The sequence below is a fragment of the Photobacterium halotolerans DSM 18316 genome (assembly GCF_000425165.1).
Classification (GTDB): Bacteria; Pseudomonadota; Gammaproteobacteria; order Enterobacterales; family Vibrionaceae; genus Photobacterium; species Photobacterium halotolerans.
Genome location: NZ_KE384320.1, coordinates 464,162 through 488,746 on the forward strand (window position 1 = coordinate 464,162; position 24,585 = coordinate 488,746).

At 52.5% G+C, this 24,585-nt stretch carries 20 protein-coding genes; 2 read left to right on the plus strand and 18 right to left on the minus strand.

All coding sequences use genetic code 11. The features are described from left to right. Positions 1-3 precede the first annotated feature (3 nt). The 9 genes from carB to murJ all read right to left on the minus strand — a co-directional run bounded on the left by carB (position 4) and on the right by murJ (position 13,505). Positions 4-3,234, minus strand: a complete 3,231-nt coding sequence (gene carB, locus H511_RS0115255; protein ID WP_027253079.1) for a carbamoyl-phosphate synthase large subunit — start codon at positions 3,232-3,234, stop codon at positions 4-6. Between the two features lie 16 nt (positions 3,235-3,250). Continuing rightward, positions 3,251-4,390, minus strand: a complete 1,140-nt coding sequence (gene carA / locus H511_RS0115260) for a glutamine-hydrolyzing carbamoyl-phosphate synthase small subunit (RefSeq protein WP_027253080.1) — start codon at positions 4,388-4,390, stop codon at positions 3,251-3,253. Positions 4,391-4,920: 530 nt separating this feature from the next. Then, positions 4,921-5,730: a 4-hydroxy-tetrahydrodipicolinate reductase gene (dapB, locus tag H511_RS0115265; protein ID WP_027253081.1), complete on the minus strand. Its 810-nt coding sequence runs from the start codon at positions 5,728-5,730 to the stop codon at positions 4,921-4,923. A gap of 177 nt (positions 5,731-5,907) precedes the next feature. Next, positions 5,908-6,858, minus strand: a complete 951-nt coding sequence (gene ispH, locus H511_RS0115275) for a 4-hydroxy-3-methylbut-2-enyl diphosphate reductase (protein WP_027253082.1) — start codon at positions 6,856-6,858, stop codon at positions 5,908-5,910. A 66-nt stretch (positions 6,859-6,924) separates the two neighbouring features. After that, positions 6,925-7,359 (minus strand): FKBP-type peptidyl-prolyl cis-trans isomerase, encoded by a 435-nt coding sequence (gene fkpB / locus H511_RS0115280; protein ID WP_027253083.1) that lies wholly within the window; start codon positions 7,357-7,359, stop codon positions 6,925-6,927. Positions 7,360-7,494: 135 nt separating this feature from the next. Then, positions 7,495-8,010, minus strand: coding sequence for a signal peptidase II (gene lspA, locus H511_RS0115285; protein ID WP_027253084.1), 516 nt, complete (start codon positions 8,008-8,010; stop codon positions 7,495-7,497). Further along, the gene (gene ileS, locus H511_RS0115290) at positions 8,010-10,841 is read right to left on the minus strand and encodes an isoleucine--tRNA ligase (protein WP_027253085.1); all 2,832 of its coding nucleotides are present in this window, start codon (positions 10,839-10,841) and stop codon (positions 8,010-8,012) included. The genes lspA and ileS overlap by 1 nt, the downstream gene beginning before the upstream one ends. Then, a complete protein-coding gene (gene ribF / locus H511_RS0115295; protein ID WP_027253086.1) occupies positions 10,838-11,812 on the minus strand; it encodes a bifunctional riboflavin kinase/FAD synthetase in 975 nt (324 codons plus the stop codon). The genes ileS and ribF overlap by 4 nt, the downstream gene beginning before the upstream one ends. A 133-nt stretch (positions 11,813-11,945) precedes the next feature. Then, positions 11,946-13,505: a murein biosynthesis integral membrane protein MurJ gene (murJ, locus tag H511_RS0115300; RefSeq protein ID WP_027253087.1), complete on the minus strand. Its 1,560-nt coding sequence runs from the start codon at positions 13,503-13,505 to the stop codon at positions 11,946-11,948. A 209-nt stretch (positions 13,506-13,714) separates the two neighbouring features. Between murJ and rpsT the strand changes: the two genes are divergently transcribed. Next, positions 13,715-13,975, plus strand: coding sequence for a 30S ribosomal protein S20 (rpsT, locus tag H511_RS0115305; RefSeq protein ID WP_027253088.1), 261 nt, complete (start codon positions 13,715-13,717; stop codon positions 13,973-13,975). Between the two features lie 101 nt (positions 13,976-14,076). On the opposite strand, the gene H511_RS0115310 is transcribed toward rpsT, so the two are convergent. The 4 genes from H511_RS0115310 to nhaA form a co-directional block, all read right to left on the minus strand. Next, positions 14,077-14,367, minus strand: a complete 291-nt coding sequence (locus H511_RS0115310) for an ArsR/SmtB family transcription factor (protein ID WP_027253089.1) — start codon at positions 14,365-14,367, stop codon at positions 14,077-14,079. Between the two features lie 59 nt (positions 14,368-14,426). After that, positions 14,427-15,314 carry a transcriptional activator NhaR gene (nhaR, locus tag H511_RS0115315; RefSeq protein ID WP_027253090.1) on the minus strand — a complete coding sequence of 296 codons (888 nt, stop codon included), beginning with the start codon at positions 15,312-15,314 and terminating at the stop codon, positions 14,427-14,429. A 109-nt stretch (positions 15,315-15,423) separates the two neighbouring features. After that, on the minus strand, positions 15,424-15,690 hold the full coding sequence (locus H511_RS0115320) for a hypothetical protein (protein ID WP_027253091.1): 267 nt from the start codon (positions 15,688-15,690) through the stop codon (positions 15,424-15,426). A gap of 20 nt (positions 15,691-15,710) precedes the next feature. Beyond that, positions 15,711-16,892: a Na+/H+ antiporter NhaA gene (gene nhaA / locus H511_RS0115325; RefSeq protein WP_027253092.1), complete on the minus strand. Its 1,182-nt coding sequence runs from the start codon at positions 16,890-16,892 to the stop codon at positions 15,711-15,713. Positions 16,893-17,389: 497 nt separating this feature from the next. Between nhaA and H511_RS0115330 the strand changes: the two genes are divergently transcribed. Then, a complete protein-coding gene (locus tag H511_RS0115330) occupies positions 17,390-18,532 on the plus strand; it encodes a Na/Pi symporter (RefSeq protein ID WP_027253093.1) in 1,143 nt (380 codons plus the stop codon). Positions 18,533-18,676: 144 nt separating this feature from the next. Here the strand turns inward: H511_RS0115330 and H511_RS0115335 are convergent, their stop codons facing one another. From H511_RS0115335 to rppH, 5 genes are all read right to left on the minus strand, one after another. After that, complete coding sequence (locus tag H511_RS0115335; RefSeq protein ID WP_027253094.1) at positions 18,677-19,528, minus strand: thymidylate synthase; 852 nt, start codon at positions 19,526-19,528, stop codon at positions 18,677-18,679. Between the two features lie 93 nt (positions 19,529-19,621). Beyond that, positions 19,622-20,428, minus strand: a complete 807-nt coding sequence (lgt, locus tag H511_RS0115340; protein ID WP_027253095.1) for a prolipoprotein diacylglyceryl transferase — start codon at positions 20,426-20,428, stop codon at positions 19,622-19,624. Positions 20,429-20,524: 96 nt separating this feature from the next. Then, positions 20,525-21,322 (minus strand): sulfite exporter TauE/SafE family protein, encoded by a 798-nt coding sequence (locus tag H511_RS0115345; RefSeq protein ID WP_027253096.1) that lies wholly within the window; start codon positions 21,320-21,322, stop codon positions 20,525-20,527. A gap of 3 nt (positions 21,323-21,325) precedes the next feature. Next, on the minus strand, positions 21,326-23,581 hold the full coding sequence (gene ptsP, locus H511_RS0115350) for a phosphoenolpyruvate--protein phosphotransferase (protein ID WP_027253097.1): 2,256 nt from the start codon (positions 23,579-23,581) through the stop codon (positions 21,326-21,328). A gap of 19 nt (positions 23,582-23,600) precedes the next feature. Continuing rightward, positions 23,601-24,122, minus strand: coding sequence for an RNA pyrophosphohydrolase (rppH, locus tag H511_RS0115355; RefSeq protein WP_027253098.1), 522 nt, complete (start codon positions 24,120-24,122; stop codon positions 23,601-23,603). Between the last annotated feature and the right edge of the window lie 463 nt (positions 24,123-24,585).

Sequence of the window (24,585 nt, forward strand, 5' to 3'; positions counted from 1 at the left end):
CTGTTAGGCCTTGTTCATTCTTGCGTGAAGCTCTTGTACTGAGGTCACCTTATTGCGGTCATCCGCAGTCAGCGCCATACAGGTGGCAAAGGCTGCGTTCAGGGTCGTGGTGTAATTCACCTTCTCCAGCAAAGCACCGCGGCGCAACACTTTAGAATCTTCAATCGCCTGGCGGCCTTCTGCGGTGTTGATGATATAGCTGTACTCGTTGTTCTTGATACGGTCAAGAATATGAGGACGGCCTTCATGCACCTTGTTCACCAGACGTGGGTTAATACCCGCTTCGCCCAGAATCACCGCAGTACCGTGGGTCGCATCCAGCTCGTAACCCAGCTTCACCAGCTTAGCGGCCAGGTCGACCACACGGCGTTTGTCGTTATTACGGACAGACAGCAGTGCGCGGCCGGCATTTTCACGGCTGTGCTCTTTGCCGCAGCCCAGCTCAGCTTTGGCGAAGGCTTCAGCGAACGTATCACCCACACCCATCACTTCGCCGGTTGAGCGCATTTCAGGGCCAAGCAGCGGGTCAACACCCGGGAACTTGTTGAAAGGCAGCACCACTTCCTTCACTGAGTAGTAAGGAGGAATGATTTCCTTGGTGAAACCTTGCTGTTCCAGTGTCTGACCGGCCATCACACGTGCGGCGATTTTCGCCAGTGGGGCACCCGTTGCTTTGGAGACAAAAGGAACTGTCCGCGCGGCACGCGGGTTAACTTCAATCAGGTACACTTCGTTGTCTTTGACCGCAAACTGGGTATTCATCAGACCGCGAACACCGAGCTCAAACGCCAGCTTCTCAACCTGACGGCGCATTTCATCCTGAATTTCCTGGCTCAGAGTATAAGCTGGCAGCGAACAGGCTGAGTCACCTGAGTGAACACCCGCTTGCTCGATATGCTCCATGATACCGCCAATCACCACACGCTCGCCGTCGCAGATGGCATCCACATCCACTTCCGTGGCATCGTCCAGGAAGCGATCCAGCAGCACAGGCGACTCGTTCGATACGCTGACCGCTTCGTTGAAATAACGGCGCAGGTCATTTTCGTCATACACGATTTCCATCGCACGACCGCCCAGTACATACGAAGGACGTACCACCAGCGGGAAACCGATTTCTTTCGATTTTTCAACAGCCTGTTCCATTGCTGTGACTGTCGCATTTTCCGGCTGCTTCAGGCCCAGGCGCTCAACAGCGGCCTGGAAACGTTCACGGTCTTCAGCGCGGTCAATTGCATCAGGGCTGGTACCAATAATCGGCACACCGGCCGCTTCCAGTGCACGCGCCAGTTTCAGCGGCGTCTGGCCACCGTACTGAACGATAACACCTTTAGGCTTCTCGACGCGCACAATGGCCAGCACGTCTTCCAGTGTAACCGGTTCGAAATACAGACGATCCGAGGTGTCATAGTCGGTGGAGACTGTCTCAGGGTTACAGTTCACCATAATGGTTTCGTAACCGTCTTCGCGCAGCGCCAGAGATGCATGTACACAGCAGTAATCGAATTCGATACCCTGACCGATACGGTTCGGGCCGCCACCCAGCACCATGATCTTGTCACGATCGGTCGGGTTGGCTTCACACTCTTCGTCATAAGACGAGTACATGTAAGCGGTGTCTGAAGAGAACTCAGCCGCACAGGTATCAACACGCTTGTAAACAGGGTGGATATCGTGACGGTCACGTTCTTTGCGGATTTCCAGCTCAGCCACACCCAGCAGCTTAGCCAGTCGGGCATCCGAGAAACCTTTGCGCTTCAGCTTACGCAGGAAATCGCCGGTCAGACCCGCGAAGCCGTCTTCTTTGACCTTGGCTTCCATTTGGACGATCTCTTCGATCTGCACCAGGAACCAGCGGTCGACATTGGTCAGGTTAAAGACACCATCCACAGACAGTCCGGCACGGAAGGCATCGGCAATGTACCAGATACGCTCAGCACCGGCTTCTTTCAGCTCGTGGCGAATCTTAGTCAGCGCTTCAGGATCGTCCAGATCCACCATTTCATCAAAGCCGTTGGCACCCACTTCCAGGCCACGCAGGGCTTTTTGCAGTGATTCCTGCTGGTTACGGCCGATGGCCATCACTTCACCGACAGACTTCATCTGAGTCGTCAGACGATCGTTGGCACCGGCGAACTTTTCAAAGTTGAAGCGTGGGATCTTAGTAACAACGTAGTCTATGGTTGGCTCGAACGAGGCCGGTGTTGCACCACCCGTGATGTCGTTCATCAGCTCATCCAGCGTGAAACCTATCGCCAGCTTGGCGGCCACTTTGGCAATCGGGAAGCCGGTCGCTTTCGAAGCCAGGGCCGACGAGCGGGAAACACGCGGGTTCATCTCAATGATAACCATGCGGCCATCTTTCGGGTTGATACCGAACTGGACGTTTGAACCACCGGTTTCCACACCGATTTCGCGCAGTACCGCCAGCGACGCATTACGCATCAGCTGATATTCTTTGTCCGTCAGCGTCTGGGCAGGCGCGACTGTGATGGAGTCACCGGTGTGAATACCCATTGGGTCGAAGTTTTCAATGGCACAGACGATGATGCAGTTGTCGTTCTTATCACGAACCACTTCCATCTCGTACTCTTTCCAGCCAATCAGTGACTCGTCAATCAGCAGTTCATTGGTCGGTGATAAGTCCAGACCACGACGACAGATTTCTTCAAATTCTTCTTTGTTATAGGCGATACCGCCGCCTGTCCCACCCATGGTGAAAGACGGACGGATGATACAGGGGAAGCCGACCATATCGAGAACTTTGTAGGCTTCTTCCATGGTTTTGGCGGTATCGGCGCGCGGGCACTCCAGGCCAATCGATTTCATGGCTTTATCAAAGCGCGAGCGGTCTTCGGCTTTGTCGATCGCATCAGCCGTTGCACCAATCATTTCTACGCCGAATTCGGCCAGAACGCCGTAGCGCTCCAGATCCAGCGCACAGTTCAGTGCAGTCTGGCCGCCCATAGTCGGCAGGACGGCATCAGGACGCTCTTTTTCAATGATCTTGCGTACAACTTCCCAGTGGATAGGCTCGATATAAGTCGCATCCGCCATTTCCGGATCGGTCATGATAGTGGCCGGGTTCGAGTTCACCAGGATAACGCGGTAACCTTCCTCACGCAGCGCTTTACACGCTTGAGCACCCGAATAGTCGAACTCACACGCCTGGCCAATCACGATAGGACCGGCACCCAGAATCAGAACACTTTGTATGTCAGTACGTTTTGGCATCGTTTACTACTCCGGCTTAGGCGCTGTGCTGTTTAATCAGGTCGATAAAGTGGTCAAAAAGTGGTGCCGCATCGTGCGGACCCGGGCTGGCTTCAGGGTGACCCTGGAAGCTGAAAGCCGGCTTGTCGGTACGGTGGATACCCTGCAGGGAGCCATCGAACAGCGACTTGTGGGTGGCACGCAGGTTATCTGGCAGTGTGTCTTCATCAGCCGCAAAACCGTGGTTCTGGCTGGTGATCATCACAACATTGCGGTCCAGATCTTTGACCGGGTGGTTGGCACCGTGGTGACCAAATTTCATTTTCACTGTCTTGGCACCGCTTGCCAGCGCCAGGATCTGGTGCCCCAGGCAGATGCCAAACACCGGCAGGCCTTTGTCCAGAAATGTTTTCGTCGCTTCAATCGCGTAAGTACAAGGCTCCGGGTCGCCGGGGCCATTTGACAGGAAAACGCCATCCGGATTCATTGCCAGCACTTCTTCCGCTGAGGTTTCTGCCGGAACGACAGTCAGGCGGCAACCACGGTCAACCAGCATGCGCAGGATATTACGCTTGGCACCGAAGTCATACGCCACCACATGGTAAGGTAACTCGCCGGCCTCTTTGGCTTCCGGCAGCCCGCCTTCCAGCGTCCAGGAACCCTGCGCCCAGCTGTAGCTTTCTTTGGTCGACACGACCTTCGCCAGATCCATCCCTTTCAGACCCGGGAATGCTTGGGCTTTTTCCAGCGCCAGCGCCGCATCGAGATTGTCACCCGCCATGATGCAACCATTCTGCGCGCCTTTCTCACGCAGCAGACGGGTCAGCTTACGGGTGTCAATATCAGCGATACCAACAATGTTTTGAGATTTCAGATAATCAGACAGTGTCTGCTGGGAGCGGAAATTTGAAGCGATAAGAGGGAGGTCACGAATTACCAGGCCTTGCGCGTGGATTGCAGTAGATTCTTCGTCTTCGGAATTGGTTCCGGTATTGCCAATGTGGGGATAAGTAAGAGTGACAATCTGTTGAGAGTAAGAGGGGTCAGTGAGAATTTCCTGGTACCCCGTCATCGAGGTATTGAAAACAACTTCACCAACGGCCGAACCATCTGCACCGATGGATACGCCGTGGAACACAGTCCCGTCTTCAAGGACTAACAGCGCCGATTTGTTCAAGACAACCTCCAATCTTCATAAAAACGCAAATAAAACAGATAAAATTGCATTTACCCATTCCATAGAAAGTCAAAACCCCAGTCAAGCCGAATTTTGACAAATTGCGCGCATTCTAGTGATCCATGCCCAAACTGTCAACAACGGGGGGAAATTAAATTTTAAATATCGACCACTCCAGCCCATTAAGCTGCCAAACCAGAGAAAGCATATCTTTTCCTGCCTTTTTCCATCGGCCTTGCGGGCTGCATGTTCAGGCAACCGTTTGCTAAGCCAACCAAACGCGCACCACAAATTATCAGGCAGCTAAACCACAGAAACCAGGTGACATAACACCTTTTTTTACCGCACAGGAAGGCATCAGATGCAATAAGCACACAAAACAGCAAGTAAACCCTTGGATTTACACCGAAGAGAGCAACAAGAATGCTTTCTCGTTCAATTTGATGATTTATGCAAAACGGAGGAGACTAAAAACAGAGAACTGAGCAGAACACTGCAGCCGGAACCGGCTGCAGTGTAACAGAAGAGGTTTACAGATCGTTCAGGCCAAGCACATCCTGCATGGTATAAAAACCCGCCGGTTGCTTATCCAGCCAGACCGCCGCACGGACGGCACCGTTGGCAAATGTCATACGGTCTGTTGCTTTGTGAGTGATTTCGACCCGCTCGCCAATATCAGCAAACATAGCCGTGTGTTCACCAATGATGTCACCGGCGCGAATTGTCGCGAAGCCGATTTCATCGCGGCTGCGCTCACCGGTGATCCCTTCACGGGCGTAGACAGCAACATCGCTCAGTTTTTTCCCCATCGCGCCGGCAATCGCCTCGCCCATGCCCAGCGCCGTGCCGGATGGCGCATCGACTTTATGTCTGTGGTGGGCTTCTATGATTTCGATATCACAGTAATCCCCCATGATCTTGGCCGCTTTCTCCAGCAGCTTGAACGTCAGGTTGACGCCTACGCTGTAGTTGGGGGCCATGACAACAGCGATCTGGCTGGCGGCGGCATCGATCCGGGCTTTTTCTTCCTCACTAAAGCCGGTTGTCCCAATAACAATTTTCTTATTATGGCGCTGACACAGCGCCAGATTCGCCAGTGTTGCAACTGGCGCAGTGAAATCAATCAGCACATCAAAATCATTGACCGCTTTTTCAATATCATCGACCACAGCCACTTCCAGCTTGCCAATACCCGCCAGTTCGCCGGCATCAACGCCGATCAGGCTGCTCTGAGGACGCTCAGTCGCTGCACCCACTTGTGCCTGTTCAGACTGTGCTGTCGCTTTCAGTAACTGGCGTCCCATTCGCCCTGCCGCACCGGCAATCGCGATTCTGACCATAGCTGTTTCTCCTTAAAACATTCAGCAGATGAAGGTCTGTTTATCTTTCAGGGTCAGATTAACCGGCCAACACACCAAGACCATGAAAGATAAACAGCCCATTAATCTAGCCTGTATAACGGTGAAAAAAAACCCCGGTATGACCGGGGTTCCAGAAATAATCCTGCAACGGACTGCTTAGCCTACATTTTTGACCTGCAATTCCCGCGGCACTTCAAAAAACATATTTTCTTCGCGGCCGCTCAGCTCTTCCACTTCGCCACCGGCCAGTGCCTGAATTCGGGCGATAATCTGGTTGACCAGCGCTTCCGGCGCAGAGGCACCCGCTGTCACGCCCACACTCGCTTTGCCGGTCAGCCAGTTGGCATCGACATCTTCGGCACAGTCAGTCAGATAGCTTGGGGTACCCAACTTTTCTGCTAATTCACGCAGGCGATTGGAGTTTGAGGAATTTTTTGACCCCACCACTATCATCACATCGACGCTGGCGGCCATTTCACGCACGGCATCCTGGCGATTCTGGGTTGCATAACAGATGTCATCTTTACGTGGCCCCTGAATATCCGGGAAGACCTGACGCAAGCGATCAATGACCTCTGCGGTTTCGTCCACCGACAAAGTCGTCTGGCTGACGTAGTGCAGGTTGCCCGGATCTCTCACCACAGCTTTCAGTTTGTCAACATCGGCCGGGGTTTCAACCAGGTACATACCGCCTGTGTCGCTGGCATACTGGCCCATAGTCCCTTCGACTTCAGGGTGACCGGCATGGCCGATCAGCACCACTTCCATATCACGGCGACTGGCGCGGGCCACTTCCATATGGACTTTGGTGACCAGAGGACATGTCGCATCAAACACGGTTAACTTACGCGCTTTGGCTTCATTGCGAACGGCCTGAGACACCCCGTGAGCAGAGAAAATAACAATATTGTCATCCGGCACTTCGCTCAGCTCTTCGACAAAGACTGCCCCACGCTGTTTCAGTCCCTCAACCACAAACCGGTTGTGAACCACCTCATGGCGCACGTAAATAGGCGGCTGATACAGCTCCAGCGCACGCTCAACGATACTGATTGCCCGATCAACACCGGCACAGAAACCACGAGGGTTAGCAAGTAAGATTTTCATATCTGAGGACTCTTTACCTTGATCCTTCCACTCCTGATCTCAATAGGGCCGGGAGCGAAAATGGGTTTACCCTTCGATGCTGACCACTTCAACATCAAAGGTCACCCGCTGGCCGGCCAGCGGATGATTGAAATCAACAGTGACAGAATCACCGACCACAGCGGTAATCACACCAGGGATATCCTGCCCGTCCGGGCCGCTGAATGCAATGATAGCGCCAACTTCTGCCGGAGCATCAGAGCCAAAGCGGGTTAAATCAACATGATGGATATTGTCAGGATTCGGCATACCGAACGCATCTTCCGGCTCAAGCACAAACTGGTTTTTCTCGCCCTGCGCCAGGCCAAGCAGGCAGCGTTCAAAATTGTCCGTCAGACTGCCATCGCCCATACGAAACTTAGCCGGTTTCCCCATCGACTGAGTAGACTCAGCGACCGAGCCGTCTTCCAGCTTGATGGAAAAGTGCATTAAAACTTCACTGTTGTGCGTGATGACCGACATACATACATCCTGATTACGAATTACTGAGTGGTACGGCAGGCCTGGGTACCAGGCTTACCGGATAAATCCACCGCTTTTTACAATAAAGCGCCGCCCATCGCAACGAGCAGCGCCTGGTCCGTGAGCCTGAACGCCTTACTGGCTGGTTTTGGTCTTTGTCTTTCCGGTCAGTAAGCCTTCCAGAATAATAAGACCCGCGCCAACGCAGATTGCCGAGTCGGCAATATTAAACGCCGGCCAGTGGTGCTGCCCGATATAGAAATCGAGAAAATCCACCACGAAACCATGGTACAGGCGGTCAAACAGGTTGCCGAGTGCGCCACCTATGATCAGCGCATAGGCAGAGTTGACCATAGTGTGGCTGGCTGGCGTGCGCCGCATCCAGACCATGAGTAACGCAGTCACCCCTAAGGCGATGGCGGTAAACAGCCATCGCTGCCAGCCGCTGGCATCACTGAGAAAACTGAAGGCCGCACCGTAGTTGTGCACATACAGCAGATTAAAGAAGGGCAAGACTTCAATGCGGTTAGGCCAACCGTAACCCATGGTGTCCATCACCAGCAGCTTAGTACCGATATCGATGGCAAAGACCAGAACCGCCAGCCACAGCCAGCGAATTCCGGATTGCTTCAAAGCAGGTAAATTACTCATCAGGCAAACTTGCGCTCTTCACCCTGACCGTCGATGTTGGTCACACAGCGGCCACAAATTTCTTCATGGCCGGCAATGGTGCCGACATCGGCCACATGGTGCCAGCAGCGGTCACACTTGGCCGCTTCCGATGCTGTCACCAGCACCGACAGGCCAGCCACCTCAGTCGGTTTCGCTTCTGCCGGCTTATTGTCGGCCAAAGCCACCTGGGCTTTGGAGGTCAGCAGCACAAAACGCAGCTCATTTTCCAGGCGGCTGAGCTTGGCTGCCAGCTCAGGTTCGGCATACAGCGTCACCTCGGCCTGCAGCGCACCGCCAAGGCGTTTTTCGTTACGCGCTTCTTCCAGCAGTTTGTTTACAGCGCCGCGAACTGCCTGGATCTCAGTCCAGAATTCATTGCTGAATGCCTCATTGTCAGACAGCGCAAACAGGCCGTCAAACCACTCGCCGGTAAAGACAAAGGTGTCACGCTCGCCCGGCATCTCATTCCAGATTTCATCGGCAGTGAAAGACATGATTGGCGCCATCCAGCGAACCAGAGCCTCAACAATGTAGTACAAAGCCGTCTGGCAGCTGCGCTGGGCATGGCCGCCGCGTTTGGCCGTATACTGGCGATCTTTGATCACATCGAGATAGAAAGAGCCCATTTCGATCGAACAGAAGTGCATCAGGCGTTGGGTCACTGTGTGCAGGTTGTATTCATCGTACGCTTTGATGATTTCATCCTGTGCCGCTTTCGCTTGCGCGACCGCCCAGCGATCCAGCGCGACCATCTCTTCGGCCGGCACACAGTCGGTGGCCGGGTTGAAACCGCTCAGGTTAGCCAGCAGGAAACGCGCCGTGTTACGGATACGACGGTAAGCATCAGCGCTGCGCTTGAGGATTTCATCTGACACCGCCACTTCACCTGTGTAGTCAGTCGATGCGACCCACAGACGCAGGATATCAGCGCCCAGCTTGTTGGTAACATCTTTTGGCGCTACCACGTTACCGATAGATTTCGACATCTTACGGCCCTGGCCATCAACCACGAAACCGTGGGTCAGCACCTGGCGGTAAGGGGCCTTGTTTTTCATCGCCACCGATGAAATCAGCGAAGACTGGAACCAGCCACGATGCTGGTCAGAACCTTCCAGATAAAGATCGGCCGCATTGCCATTGAACTCTTCGCGGTTATCAACCACGGCATAGTGGGTGACACCGGAGTCGAACCAGACATCCAGGGTATCGAGCACTTTTTCGTATTGCTCAGCATCGGCTTCACCCATGATCTCGGCAGGATTGAGATCCCACCACGCCTGGATGCCTTTTTCTTCCACCAGCTGAGCCACTTTTTCAATCAGTGCCAGGCTGTCCGGATGCAGTTCCTGCGTTTCTTTATGGACGAACAGTGCAATCGGTACGCCCCAGGTGCGCTGACGTGAGATACACCACTCAGGGCGACCTTCGACCATGCTCTCGATACGACTCTGGCCCCACTCAGGCATCCACTGAACACCTTTGATTTCTTCCAGCGCTTTGGCACGCAGACCGTTCTGATCCATGGAAATAAACCACTGCGGGGTGGCACGGAAGATGATTGGGGTCTTGTGACGCCAGCAATGCGGATAGCTGTGCTCATAAGAGTGATGATGCAGCAAGGCACCGTGTTCTTTCAGCGTCTCGACAACTGCATCGTTGGCTTTGAAGACGTGCTGACCGGCAAACAGCTCGGTATCCGGCAGGTATACACCATTACTGCCGACCGGGTTTGCCACTTCCAGACCGTACTTCTGACCGACCACAAAGTCTTCCTGACCGTGACCTGGCGCTGTGTGTACGCAACCGGTACCGGATTCGGTGGTCACGTGATCACCCAGAATCACAGGCACGTCAAAGCTGTAGAACGGATGGTTAAAGCGCAGCAGATCCAGCTCGATACCTTTACAGAAGCCCAGATTGTGGAAATGCTCGATACCGGCACGATCCATCACATCTTTTGCCAGCTCAGCGGCCACGATCAGACGTTGAGGCTGCTCGCCTTCCACCTGGATCAGGACATATTCCAGATCGTCACGGACTGCTACCGCACGGTTGGCCGGCAGTGTCCAGGGCGTGGTGGTCCAGATCACAATGGACACATCCCCCTGCCCCTGATGATCACTGGCCAGATTAAACTTGCTTAAAACTTCAGCTTCATCAACGGCTTTGAATTTAACGTCGATGGACGGCGAGACCTTGTTTTTGTATTCCACTTCGGCTTCAGCCAGCGCTGAACCGCAGTCGGTACACCAGTGAACAGGTTTGAAACCTTTCAGCAGGTGGCCGTTATCGGCAATTTTGCCCAAGGCACGAATGATGTTGGCTTCGGTAGCAAAATCCATAGTGCGGTACGGCTTGTCCCACTCACCCAGTACCCCGAGGCGGATAAAACTTTCTTTCTGGCCTTCAACCTGACCGGCTGCATACGCCCGGCATTTTTCGCGGAACTCGGCAGCCGAGACTTTGTGACCGGGTTTACCGACTTTTTTCTCTACCATCAGCTCGATCGGCAGACCGTGGCAATCCCAGCCCGGTACGTAAGGCGCGTCAAAGCCGGACATCGACTTTGACTTGATAATAATGTCTTTGAGAATCTTGTTCAGTGCGTGACCAATATGAATATCACCATTGGCATATGGAGGGCCGTCATGCAGTACGAAAGATTTTTTACCTTTCTTGGCTTTACGGATTTCACCGTAGAGATCCTCGTCATACCAACGCTTAAGCATTGCAGGCTCGCGTTGCGCCAGGTTGCCTCGCATCGGAAACCCTGTTTCAGGCAGGTTCAGGGTATCTTTATAGTCGCTCATTGATTCTCAATTCCGTTACTTGGGCGAAGTTGGACATGTTGACGATGCTCAGACAGCCACACCCGCGCAGTCTGGGCATCACGCTCGATTTGCGCTTTCAGCGCATCAAAGGAGGCGAATTTAATTTCATCTCGTAATTTGTGGTGTAGCACCACTTCAATCTGACAACCATAAATATCAGACTGATAATCAAATAAATGGACTTCCAGTTGCTGGCGCTCGCCGTTCACTGTCGGCCGGCGGCCGATATTCGCCACCCCGGGCAATGGCTGTTGCGCCACCCCCAGCACTTCAACGGCGTACACACCGGAAACCGGTGACACCCGGCGTTTCAGCGGCACATTGGCCGTCGGGAAGCCTATGGTCCGGCCCAGCTTCTGACCATGTGACACCCGGCCGGTAATACTGTATGGACGGCCCAGCATGGCTTCTGCTGAGGCCAGATCATCACTGGCCAGTGCTTCGCGGATTGCCGTACTGCTCACGCGCTGAGTATCCACACAGTAACTCTGGGTACTGACAACCTCAAAGCCGAATTCACGCCCGGCGGCTTCCAGCATGGCAAAATCGCCGCTGCGGCCTTTACCGAAGCGAAAGTCGTCACCAACAACCAGAAACTTAACACCCAATTGTTCCACCAACAAGCGACGGACGAAATCTTCCGGTGCCATATCGGCAAAGCGGGCGTTGAAATTGACACACAACAGGCGCTCAATGCCTGCATGGCTGAGTTGCTGATACTTGTCGCGAAAGCGGGTCAGCCTTGCCGGCGCCTTGTCTTTGGCAAAGAGCTCCATGGGCTGAGGCTCAAAGCTCATCACAGTCGAAGGAACCCCTAACCGCCGGGCTTGCTCCAGTACCTGACGCAGCACGGCCAGATGGCCCTGATGGACCCCGTCAAAGTTGCCAATTGTCAGAACACAGCCGTGGTGACCGGGCCGGATATTATGAATTCCTCGGATCAATTCCATCTGCAGCTAATCATTACCAAAGTCAAAAACTGACGGATTATATACCAGAGCGCAACAGGGTTAAAACCATGTGCGCCGTAAGATGTACTTTTTTGCCTCAATACCGTACCGGCCCTAATCCGTATCGCGCACCTTAGCCTTCGCTGCGCAGGTGGTGCAAGCGGACACCAGTCACCGCCAGTGATAACAGGTAAGTCACGGCCCCCAGACCTATCAGGCCAGTCAGCCAGTACACGCGCTGAACCAGGCTCAATGACAGCCAGTGCGCCATATCCGGCGACAGCCATAGCAACACGCCCACCATAGCCACACCGGCAATCACCAAACGGAGCACAAATCCAAACGTAGTACGTGAAATACGGTACACCCCGGCACGGTGCAGGCCGCGGTACAAGAGTGCGGCGTTGACCAGTGCCGACAAGGCCGTTGCCAGCGCCAGGCCAACATAGCCTAAGAAATAGGCAAAAATCGCATTGAAGACCATGTTGGTGACCATAGCAATCACGCCATAGCGTACCGGGGTGCGGGTGTCTTGTCTTGCATAGTAACCAGGTGCCAGCACTTTGATTAACATAAAATTCAGCAGGCCTGACGCGTAAGCCAGCAGCGACATGCCCGCCTGCTCGACATCATTAGGCGTAAACTCCCCCCGCATGAAAAGCACCATCAGCATAGGCTTCGCCAGCACCATCAGCCCCAGCATAGCAGGCAAACCGAGCAGAAGTACCATTCTGACTCCCCAATCCATGGTGTGGGCAAAATGCTCCCGGTTCTGATCCACATGCTTACGCGACAAGGCCGGCAGGATAACGGTCGCAATGGCTATCCCAAACAGACCCAAAGGAAATTCAAGCAGCCGGTCTGAGTAATACAGCCAGCTGATGGATCCCGTCATCAGAAAGCTGGCGATGAAGGTATCAAACAGCAGGTTAATCTGGCTCACTGACACACCGAACAAGGCCGGTATCATCAGGGTGCGGATTTTCACCACGCCGGGATCGTGCCATCCCCAGCGCGGACGAACCAGCACCCCTTCCCGGTAAAGAAAGGGCAACTGAAACAGAAACTGTACTAAACCGCCCAGAAAAACGCCCAGTGCCAGGCCGATTTCAGGCTGCTCCAGATTCGGTGAGACCCACCAGGCACACAAAATAATGGAGATATTGAGAAATACCGGGGTAAACGAAGAAACGGCAAATTTCCCTAAGGTATTGAGGATGGCACCCGACAAAGCGACCAGGGTGATAAACCACAGGTAAGGAAAAGTGATTTTCAGCAACAGGCTCGCCAGTTCAAATTTCGGCGCGGCCGGCCCGTCATTGAGCCAGTCAAGAAACCAACCGGCACCAAACAGGGCAGTAATCGCCCCGGATCCCAAAACGCCCGCAAGAGTCACCAGGGTAACTATGCCTCCCAGCGTACCGGATACCCTGGCGATCAGTTCACGGGTTTTGTCTTTGTCACCCGCCGCATGGGCTTCTGTCAGCACGGGAACGAAAGCTTGAGAGAAAGCCCCTTCGGCAAACAGGCGGCGAAGGAAGTTAGGGATCTTATTGGCAAAGAAAAAAACATCGGCAGCCGCACCGGCTCCCATCAGGTTTGCTACCACGACATCCCGCACTAAACCCATGACACGAGATACAAAAGTCATACTGCTGACAATCAGCCCGGAGCGCAAAAGACGCTTACTCACAAAAAAACCTCATAAAAGATGGCCCAGAAAGGTGACTTGCGGAGCCAAATGCTGGTAGAATCTGCCGCCATATTAACCGTGTTAATGCACAAGTGCCAATTTCAATGGCACGGCTGTTATTTGCACAAATCATTTGACATTGTTCGGTTTTAGAGGCATATTCCTCGGCCTTAAATTGTCACCATACCAAGAATTTGGGAGTTACACCCTTGGCAAATATCAAATCTGCTAAGAAACGTGCAATCACTTCTGAAAAACGTCGTCAGCACAACGCTAGCCGTCGTTCTATGATGCGCACTTTCTTCAAAAAAGTTGTTGCTGCTATTGAAGCAGGCGATAAAGAAGCCGCCGTTAAGGCCTTCGCTGACATGCAACCTGTTATGGACCGTATGGCTACTAAAGGCCTGGTTCATAAAAACAAGGCTGCTCGTCATAAAGCGCGCCTGTCTGCAAAAATCAACGCTCTGTAATTCAGTGCATTGATGCTACAGCAATAAAAAAACCGGCTATGGCCGGTTTTTTTATGTCCGCTGTTTACTGTAACGCCTCGTCTCAGACAGGCAATAAGTGCTTAACAGTACATTTGCTGCAGCAGCTGGATCATCGACTTCACTTCCTGGCTTCTCAGCCTGTAGAACACAGTCTGCGACTCTTTACGTGTCGCCACCAGGCCATCGCGCCTTAGCCAGGCAAGATGCTGTGACAAGGCCGACTGGCTTAATTCCAGACGGTCACTCATCGTTCCAACCGACAACTCTCCTTCCAGCAAGTAGCATAAAATCAGCAGCCGCCGCTCATTAGCCATGGCCTTAAGCAAAGACACTGCCTGAGGAGCACTGTGATGTAACGTTATGGTTTCCATCTTTCCACCGCTTGAACTTCAGTGATTTATCTATTGACTTCTATCACTGAAAAAGGCGGTCATTTGAACAATTTTCTGAAGTCGGCTTCGCAAATTTTCTTTACAGCAGGGTGCATGATCATACGTTCGGCAAAAATAACGTAATATTCCTCCCGAATCGCTCTTACTCGCTTCACTTCGCGTACAGTATGGGACTGTTCAATCTCTTCGGCATAAATCGAGGGCGCCACAAACATAGATTTACGAAACGCGCCGAACGCTTTCATCAATGCCGCATCATCAAACTCGCCCAAGATATTGGGCGTGATGCCCTGCTGATCAAACCAATGGTGCAGTTTGCGCCCCATTGCCGTACGGCGCCCCGGTACCAGCAACTTATACTCTTCGAGGCAGGCAGGAAAACTGAGTGATTTATCTGTATCCGAACAGAAAAAACTCATGCCTGACTCACCCAGTTTCTTACTGAATAACCCTGGGCTCTGTGTCGAATCCACCGGACAATCAGACAAAATCATATCCAGCTTATGCTGAGACAATTGCTCCAGCAGCATTTCATGCGTCGACTCGTAGCAGCGTAAATGAATACGCTCATCTTCCGGGATACCCGCCATCAAAATCTTACTGACCAGGCGTTTTGACAACGCATCCGCGACCCCGACTTCCAGCAACTGATTCTCGCGCTGGGTATAATTCACGATATCCAGTAACTCATAACTGAGATCAAACATTTTATCGGCGTACTTAAAGACCAGCTGTCCCAGCTCTGTGGGTTCAATGTTACGGCCGACCCTTTTTGTCAGCTTACCGTTCAGTCTTTCCTCAAGCGCCCTTATCTGGCCCGTCACTGTCTGCGGCGCAAGGAATAACGCATCGGCCGCTTTGGTCACTGACCCTTGCTTGCAGACCATCCAGAAATAATACAGGTGATTGTAATTCAGGTGCGACACTGTCGTAGGCCTCAATACTCAACAAATAAAAAACCCCAGACCTTATCGGCCTGGGGCTATCCTATGTGTTTTTTATCCGAAAAGACACTGAGTCCGGGGACGGGAAAGATTATTGCGCCTGTATTTCAGCCACTGTTTCCGCTGATACCAAATGGCGGGAGCGCTCACCCGCACGCTGCTCCAGTGCCCGGGCCAGAAAACCGGCAGGGGTCTCTTCCTGCCGTTCCTGGCTCTGATTCACCCCCTGCTCAAAGCCGGTAAGATAGGCTTGGCACAGCTCATTATCAAGCTGCTGCTGGCAGTGACTGTAGTCAGCCGCAGCCGCTGAGGCACCGGCCGAACTCAGGCCCAATACCAGTACAATTAATGCTTTCATAAACATCTCCCTGTCCCGGATTACGATGATGTCTGACTGTCCTTAACGGCCTTGGCGGCCGGAAGCGAACGGTGCAGCAGTATATAGCCGACAACCGCTGCGGTGGTCGAACCTATCAGGATACCCAGCTTGGAGTAAGTAATCAGCTCGAGATCAGCACCGCTGAATGCCAGCATTGAAATAAATATCGACATAGTAAAACCGATACCGCACAGCACAGACACCGCAAATATCTGACCAAAACCCGTCCCTTCCGGCAAACGCGCTATCCCCATTTTCACTGCCAGATAACTCGCGGTAAAAATACCCAGCGGCTTACCAACAAACAGGCCCAGCGCAATCCCCAGCGGCAGCATCGCAGTCAGACCTTCAACCGACACTCCTGCCAACGAAATCCCCGCATTCGCAAAGGCGAACAACGGCAATATCAGATACGCGACATACGGGTGTAACCCATGCTCCAGCGTCTTGAGCGGCGAGATTTCTTTGCCCTGCTTATCCTTGCCCTGAAGCGGGATGGCAAAGCCCAACACCACACCTGCCAGCGTGGCATGCACACCGGACTGAAGTACGCTGAACCAGAGCACCAGCCCGACCAGGATATACCAGACCAGATTGGTGACATTGCGTGCGTGCATAATAAAGAGCACAGCGGTCGCTGCGAACGCCACGGCCAGCGCAATGGCAGACAAATCACTGCTGTAGAACAAGGCGATGATAACAATGACACCCAGGTCATCAATAATCGCTAATGCCAGCAAAAAGACTTTCAGGCTAACCGGCACCCGATTACCCAGCAGAGCCATAATACCCAACGCAAACGCGATATCTGTCGCAGCAGGAATAGCCCAGCCACCAATCGCTACAGGGTCGCTATAGTTGAACAGCACATACACTAAAGCCGGTGCGACCATACCACCCAAAGCCGCGATAGCAGGGAAAATCGCTTTCTCTTTGGTATTCAGTGCCCCTTCGATCAGTTCACGTTTCACTTCCAGGCCAATCACCAGAAAGAAAATCGCCATCAGGCCATCGTTGATCCAATGCTCTATCGATAAACCTGCAATATAAGTATGTAATGCGCCCTCATACACTGATTGCAGAGGCGAATTGGCAATGATCATGGCCAGGGCCGCCGCGACGATCAGCAAGATGCCACCGGCAGATTCTAATTTAAAGAATTTCAGAATTACATCGGTCATTGACCGCAGCTCCTTACTAGTCACTGTAAAATCACACTTTTTTATTGATGTGCGGTTGAAACAGTGTAGACGCCTACTGACATCTCTGTGAAATCGTTTGTTTAGAGCCAATAGCTCGGAAATTCCGATCTATTGACTGTAATACACCGTAATACCCGCAGTATCTAACTATCACCCCAGGTCAGTGACAGCACACTTTCCAGAGTAAGCCACTACCACTATGACACTGAAAACCCATCCGACAAATTTTTTATCTGTTTTTTTTCGACATCCTTCTCTTCAATACTAATAAAAGTTTTATCAAAAAAATCACAGCGTTAAGTCCACAGATAAAAAGATAGATCCTGATCCCATTCTTTGCTCCTGACCACAAAACACGCAGGTATGTCAGAAAGGATTCTCTGTGTCATATTTCTGAAATATTCGTTCTCTACTATCGCGCCAACATTCAAAAAACTGACACCAAAATGACATCACAATGTCACGGAGAACAGAATATGACTACCCAAGCCACCACAGCTGAGCCAATGCAAAGCTCCATGCGATGGGTTCGTTGGGCAAACCTGGTTTTCATGCTTTATCTGCTGCTGGTCGCAGTCTCACTGGTGAGCGGCGGTTTTAAGTGGTCGGTAGGAGAACAAGCCAAAACCCTGTTTGAATTTGCCTCTCACCCTATTGCAGGCCTGATGATCGGTCTGGTAGCCACCTCTCTCATCCAATCCTCCAGTACGGTTACCTCTATCATAGTGGGTCTTGTTGCCGGGGGGCTGCCGGTTGAAACTGCGATTCCTATGGTAATGGGTGCCAATATAGGCACGACTATGACCAATACACTGGTCAGCCTGGGCCATGCCCGCTGTAAAGATGAATTCCGCCGCGCATTTTCTGCCGCCACAGTGCATGATTTCTTCAATCTGCTGGCCGTGCTGATCTTCCTGCCACTGGAAATGATGTTTGGCCTGCTGCAAAAAATTTCGGCCTGGCTGGTTTCCCCCCTGATGTCGACCGGTGACATGAGTATGAAGGGACTGGACTTCATTAAGCCTCTGACTAAACCGGCAGTGAATGCAGTAAAAGCGCCGCTGGAATCAATGGGAACCATGGGCGGTGTGATTATGATTGCACTGGGTATCGCGCTCATCTTCCTGGCGATTACTGTCATGGGTAAGCTGATGCGCAGCCTGATGGTCGGCCGCGCCCGTGACATCCTGAAAAGTGCCATTGGCCGTGGCCCAATACACGGTATCGTGTCAGGCTCCATTGTGACCATACTTGTGCAGTCGTCCTCTACGACAACCAGTTTGATGGTGCCCCTGGTCGGTACCGGCGTGCTGAAAGTACGCGATGTGTATCCGTTTACGCTGGGAGCCAACATAGGCACCTGTATTACCGCACTGCTGGCTGCAACCGCCATTTCCGGCGACCATGCCGTGTTTGCCCTGCAAATTGCGCTGGTGCACCTGTGCTTTAATGTGCTGGCAACCCTGCTGATCTTCGGCTTGCCGTTCCTGCGTGAACTGCCGCTGAAAGGCGCCATTTACCTGGGCGAGCTGGCCGTGAAGAGCAAATCGACAGCCGCAGCCTATCTGGGACTGGTCTTTATCATTATCCCGGGCGGTATTCTGGCCTTAACCGCATAAACAACCTGATGAACGCTAACAATCCCTGCTCACAGTGAGCAGGGATTTTTTTATCTGGCGATAAGCCTGGCTGTTAACCTCTGTGTCACCATTGACTGGACACAAAAAAGCCCCACATTCGTGAGGCTCTGGGTTTATCTTTTATCAGACTGAAAACGGATACTGTATCGGCTCATGGTGCTGATAACCTTCAACTCTGAAATCGTCCATAGTGACCCAGGTTTCCAGATCGTCCAGTGATTTAATCTCTGGGTTAATCACCAGCCGCGGCGATGGGTACGGCTCTCGCTTGAGCTGGACATCGCGCATCAGCGCCAGTTGATCTTCATAGATATGCGCGTTGACAATCTTGTGGTAAGCCTTACCGGCTTTATGGCCTGTAATTTGCGCCATCAGTGCTAACAAGGTGTAGACCTGAATCTGATTAAAATTGAGCCCGAGCGGCACATCACAGGAACGCTGGTAGCTGGTCAGATACAGGCTGTCCCCCAACAGCGAAAAAGTATGAGTATGCATACACGGACGCAGGCAGCCCATCTCAAATTCACCCGGGTTGTAAAACGTCAGTATCTCGCCGCGATCGTCGAGGCCTCGGCTCAGATCATCGACAATCTTCCGGAGTTGGTCCAGAGTGCTGCCATCAGGCTTACGCCAGCTTCTGCCCTGCACGCCATACACACGGCCCATGTCGTCGGTACCTTTGCGGTGAGGGTTACTCAGCCATGCCGGATTGTCATTAGCATTGGCATTCCATGTGTTACAACCGATCGCACGAAACTGTGCTGCACTGTCATAGCCACGCAGATAGCCGAGCAGTTCGGCAATCGCCGCTTTCCAGTAACTTTTGCGCGTGGTGATCAGCGGAAACTGATTGTTGGCAACATCATAAGTCAGATCAGCGTTAATCAGCGTCAGGCAACGCTTGCCTGTCCGTTCATTGGCAACCCACTCACCTTCATCGATAATCCGCTGGCATAAATCTAAATACTGTTTCATTGTCTCTGTTAACCCAAAATGGCGGGAGAAAATCTGCCGGTAAGCATACCATAATCGCAAAACAGGCAGCCAACGGGCTGCCTGAAACGACGGTTAAGCGGTACGGTGATGACCGGCCCGCTTATAGGCCCATACCATCAGCAGTGCCCCGCCTATTACCATAGGCAGAGACAGAATCTGCCCCATGCTGATCCAGCCGGCAAACAGGCCAAGCTGAGCGTCGGGTTCACGACAATATTCAACCAGGAACCTGAACGAGCCGTAACCCAGCAGGAAAAGCCCGGATACGGCCCCCGCCGGACGAGGTTTACGGATAAAGACATTCAGGATGATCAGCAATACCAGGCCTTCCAGGAAAAACTCATATAACTGAGAAGGATGGCGAGGCAGTGGCCCGCCTGTCGGGAAGACTATTCCCCAAGGAACATCTGTCACCCGGCCCCAAAGTTCGCCGTTGATGAAATTCCCAAGCCGGCCAGCCCCCAGACCAAATGGCACTAACGGAGCCACAAAATCAGCCACGTCAAAGAAGCGCCGGTTATTGCGGCGGGCATACCAGACCATTGCGGTCATGACACCTAATAAGCCGCCGTGGAAAGACATGCCGCCGGTCCAGACTTTAAATAAGTAAAGCGGATCGGCCAGGAACACTTCGAAGTTGTAAAACAGGACATAACCCACACGGCCGCCGATGACCACCCCCAGGAAACCCACAAACAGCAGGTCGCTGACTTGATCTCGAGTCCAGCCGCTGTTTGGCTTATCTGCACGGCGATTTGCCAGCCAGAGCGCAAAGACGAAACCCAGCAGGTACATCAAGCCGTACCAGCGAATCGCCAGCGGGCCGATTTGAAACAGGATTGGGTCAAAGTTTGGAAAAGTCAGATAACCTTGGCTCATTCAACATACTCGTGGTTAATCAATAAAGAAGTTCACGGCGGTACAGCATGTGCCCACAATGAAAAGTCTCATGCCAGTCCCCGTGACTGGCCCGAGTTAAAACAACATTTTACCACCCACAAATAACAAAAAGATGGCAAAGATCTTTTTCAGTGTCGGGGTCGGTAAGTGACTGACCATCCGCGCGCCATATCGGGTGGTCAGCACAGAGGTGCAAACCACCCCCAACAGTGCCGGCAGATACACATAACCCAGACTGTAAGGCGGCAGGCTGTCATCGCCACTGCCCGCCACAATAAATCCGGCCATACCCGCCAGGGCAATAATAGACCCGCAGAAAGCGGCGGTCCCGATAGAGCGGCGCATTTCGACGCCATACCAGCTCAGATAAGGCACGGTCAGCGAGCCGCCACCTATTCCCGCCAAACTGGCCACCAGGCCAATCACACTGCCACTGGTTGCAATTGCCACCCGGCCCGGAATAGGATGACGCCCGGTGATTTTCAATGACAGCAGCATTTGCAGCGCCAGTAAAAGCACAATACCAGCAAATATCCTGGGCAGCCAATCCGCAGGTACCCACTCAGCCACAGCGCTCCCGGCAATGCCCCCCAGCACCATACCCGGTGCGAGCAACCTGACCAAAGAGGCATCGACATTCCCCAGCCGCAAATGGCTGCGCGCCGAAGAGCCGGACGTCAGCACAATACAGGCCAGCGATGTCGCCAGCGCAATATGCATCACTAACGCGGGGTCGATACCGGTCCGGGGTAGCATCCAGACTAACGCGGGAACAATTAATAATCCCCCGCCAATTCCCAGTAAGCCCGCCATCAAACCGACTACAGCTCCCAGCCCCATACACATCAGGAGCAGCCATAAGATATCCGGCATCGCTTATTTACCCGCCCGGATAAAGCCACCCATACCGCGTTGTTCGACAAACTCTGTTGCCATTTGCCTGACATCATGACCGAAGGTCGCCTGTAACGCCTTATCGGCGAGTTGCGTCATATCGGCCAGACTGGCATGACGAAGGACATATTTAATTTTGGCAACGTTGCGGGTATTCATACTTAAAGAGCGGTATCCCATTCCAACTAAGAGTAAGGCGCCGAGAGGATCACCGGCCAGTTCGCCACACACACTGACCGGTATTGATAATGCGTGGCTGGTATCCTGAATGTGCTTCAGTGCCTGAATGACTGCCGGATGGAAAGTATCATAGACACTGGCCACACGAGAATTGTTCCTGTCGACAGCTAATAAATATTGCGTTAAGTCGTTGCTGCCTACCGAAATAAAATCAACCCGCCCTTTCAGGGCCGGCAGCTGATATAAAATCGAAGGGACTTCGATCATGATGCCCAGTCTGGGTCGCTTGAGCACTTGTCCTTTGCTGGCAGCGTACACAGACACTTCATTAAAAGCACGTTCAATCAATGCCTTGGATTCATCCAGCTCAGGTATGCCGGAAATCATGGGCAAGAGTATGTCCATATTATCCAGGCCGATACTGGCCTTGAGCATGGCCCTGACCTGGATGAGGAAAATTTCAGGATGATCCAGGGTAAAACGGATACCACGCCAGCCAAGGAAAGGATTATCTTCTTCAATGGTAAGGTATGGCAAAGGTTTATCGCCGCCTATGTCCAGGGTCCGCATTACCACAGATTTGCCCGGGTAAGAGGCCAGTATCGAGCGGTACTGAGCCGCCTGTTCCTCTTCCGACGGAAAACTGCGCTGCAGTAAAAATGGCACTTCGGTCCGGTACAGGCCGACACCATCAACCCCTTTGTTGACCGCGATATTGGTGTCGGCACTTAATCCGGCATTCAGATACAGATAGATCCTTTCCTGATCTTCCGTTTCCGCCGCTTTATCCAGATCTTGTTCTACCAGAGCCGTCAGCTCATTTTCTTCTCTCAGTAACCGCTTGTATTCGGCCAGAATCTGCCGGTTGGGTTCAATGAGCAGATCGCCGCGGTAACCGTCGACCACCACCAGAGCGTTGTGCACTTTCTCCGGGACAAAATCGACGCCCATGATGGCAGGAATACCCAGCGCCCGGGAAAGAATGGCCGCATGGGAGTTGGCGGCACCTTCCTGAGCCACCACAGCAGCCAGTTTATCTCGCGGAATACTGGCCAGCATGGCGGCCGTCAGCTCGCGGGTCAGCAGGACGATCGGAGCATCCCACTGGTGCTCGACCCCCTCTTCGTTATGAAGGAAAAACAGCAGCCGCTGGCCAAGTTCGCGAATATCGTGCGACCGTTCGCGCAGGTAGTCATCCTTCATATTGGCAAAGCGGACCGAGTAGGCCTCCACTGTCTGCCTGACGGCCCATTCGGCCTGATCACCACCAGCAACTTTGGCAAACAGATCCTTACGCAGCATGGGATCATTGAGCAAATGACTGAAAAGATCAAAAATCGCCAGAGTGTCTTTGTGCAGCTCGCTGTCAAAGCGTTTTCGCAACCGGCGAAACTCATTACTCGCCATCTCAATAGCAATGCTCAGGCGTTCCTGTTCGAACTCTCTGTCCAGACAGGAGGCCGGTGATACGGCTTCCAGCCGGGGCTGATTGTCATCCCACCAGGCTTTCGCTATGGCCACCCCGGTCGATGCCGCCGAACCTGTCAGATGCAGTCCGTCCCGATGACCGGGCCACATCCCCTGTGCTTTGGCATGCGCCAGGATCACCGCCAGCTGTGCGGCCAGCGTGACCATAAAAGATTCTTCGCTTTCCGTGAATTCACGCATATCGCGTTGCTGGATCACCAATACGCCAAGGACTTTGCGCTGATGGATAATGGGGGTGCCGAAAAAGGAGCGGAAGGTTTCTTCGTTGGTGCCCGGGATATGTTTGAAGTTAGGGTGCTGGCGCGCATCGGCCACATTGACAGGTTCAGCCTGACGGCCAACCAGACCGACCAGCCCTTCATCAAAGCCAAGCCCGACCTGGTAAGAAGGCTTAGTCAGGCCCTGGGTCGCCATCAGCATATATTGCTTGCGGTGTTCATGAACAATGTAGACTGAGCAGCACTCAGTCTTCATTGCCTGGCAAATACTGACGACCAGCAGATCCAGCGCCTCGATTAATGTCGGAGCACTGGCCACTTTCTCTACAATTTCTCTTAGCTGGGTCAGCATAAGCGTTACTTTCCCTAGGTTAACTCCGCTTGTGTTTACGTTTTAACTTGCGTTCCTTGCGCTCCTTGAAAGGCATCGCCATCGCCGCGAACTCTTTCAGCGCCCGGCGATAAACGTCCCGTTTAAAGGACACAACCTGACGAACCGGATACCAGTAGCTGACCCAACGCCAGCCATCGAACTCCGGTGTACTGCCACGCTGCATGTTCACCTTAGACTCATCGCATTCCAGACTCAGCAAAAACCATTTTTGCTTTTGTCCGATACAAACTGGTTTGGAATCCCACCTTACCAGACGTTTAGGCAATTTGTATCGCAGCCAATGGCGGCTGGATGCCAGAATCCTGACGTCTTTTCTGGTGAGACCCACTTCCTCATACAGTTCACGGTACATGGCCTGTTCCGGGGTTTCCCCTTCATCAATACCGCCTTGTGGAAACTGCCAAGAGTGTTGTCCATATCGTCGAGCCCAAAATACCTGGCCATGGCTGTTACAGATAACTATCCCCACATTAGGGCGATATCCATCGCCATCAATCACTGGACGACCTCAAGTAAAAATATCAATTAACAGTGATTTTTTCACAGAATTAGCCTCAGGGTAAACATTCATTGTCATCAATCACTGTTTTTTCCTACCTAGCACTCACTTTATGGATAACTTAAGAGGAATTCAGAGGTTATAAACAAAGAAATGAGACCTCTCCCACATTTATTCACGCTTTCTGTGGATAGTTGTGTGTAGAAGCTCTTTTATTGTCCATTTAATCAACAATAAAGCAGGATCCAAACAATTGCCACCCGAGCACAGCAATAATTACAAACACCTTAAAATCATAAGCTTATATAACCATTCAGTTTGAGACAGAGTGTAAACTTCACCCCCTTGTCTGAGGATCATTACGACTGGTTAAAGATCAACCACCCTTGGCTTTATCCACACCCTTTAATAATTAACGGTTAAATAACCAGCGCAAAGCCGTCTAAATACTGCACAAAACCCT

What these genes read in the sequence shown, in the direction of transcription:
- H511_RS0115320 (WP_027253091.1), bottom strand. Translation starts at nt 15,690, where the DNA reads ATGAAAGCATTAATTGTACTGGTATTGGGCCTGAGTTCGGCCGGTGCC.
- carB (WP_027253079.1), bottom strand. Translation starts at nt 3,234, where the DNA reads ATGCCAAAACGTACTGACATACAAAGTGTTCTGATTCTGGGTGCCGGT.
- H511_RS0115310 (WP_027253089.1), bottom strand. Translation starts at nt 14,367, where the DNA reads ATGGAAACCATAACGTTACATCACAGTGCTCCTCAGGCAGTGTCTTTG.
- H511_RS0115330 (WP_027253093.1), top strand. Translation starts at nt 17,390, where the DNA reads ATGACTACCCAAGCCACCACAGCTGAGCCAATGCAAAGCTCCATGCGA.
- lspA (WP_027253084.1), bottom strand. Translation starts at nt 8,010, where the DNA reads ATGAGTAATTTACCTGCTTTGAAGCAATCCGGAATTCGCTGGCTGTGG.
- ispH (WP_027253082.1), bottom strand. Translation starts at nt 6,858, where the DNA reads ATGAAAATCTTACTTGCTAACCCTCGTGGTTTCTGTGCCGGTGTTGAT.
- H511_RS0115345 (WP_027253096.1), bottom strand. Translation starts at nt 21,322, where the DNA reads ATGCCGGATATCTTATGGCTGCTCCTGATGTGTATGGGGCTGGGAGCT.
- ptsP (WP_027253097.1), bottom strand. Translation starts at nt 23,581, where the DNA reads ATGCTGACCCAGCTAAGAGAAATTGTAGAGAAAGTGGCCAGTGCTCCG.
- H511_RS0115335 (WP_027253094.1), bottom strand. Translation starts at nt 19,528, where the DNA reads ATGAAACAGTATTTAGATTTATGCCAGCGGATTATCGATGAAGGTGAG.
- nhaA (WP_027253092.1), bottom strand. Translation starts at nt 16,892, where the DNA reads ATGACCGATGTAATTCTGAAATTCTTTAAATTAGAATCTGCCGGTGGC.
- lgt (WP_027253095.1), bottom strand. Translation starts at nt 20,428, where the DNA reads ATGAGCCAAGGTTATCTGACTTTTCCAAACTTTGACCCAATCCTGTTT.
- dapB (WP_027253081.1), bottom strand. Translation starts at nt 5,730, where the DNA reads ATGGTCAGAATCGCGATTGCCGGTGCGGCAGGGCGAATGGGACGCCAG.
- fkpB (WP_027253083.1), bottom strand. Translation starts at nt 7,359, where the DNA reads ATGTCGGTCATCACGCACAACAGTGAAGTTTTAATGCACTTTTCCATC.
- ribF (WP_027253086.1), bottom strand. Translation starts at nt 11,812, where the DNA reads ATGGAATTGATCCGAGGAATTCATAATATCCGGCCCGGTCACCACGGC.
- ileS (WP_027253085.1), bottom strand. Translation starts at nt 10,841, where the DNA reads ATGAGCGACTATAAAGATACCCTGAACCTGCCTGAAACAGGGTTTCCG.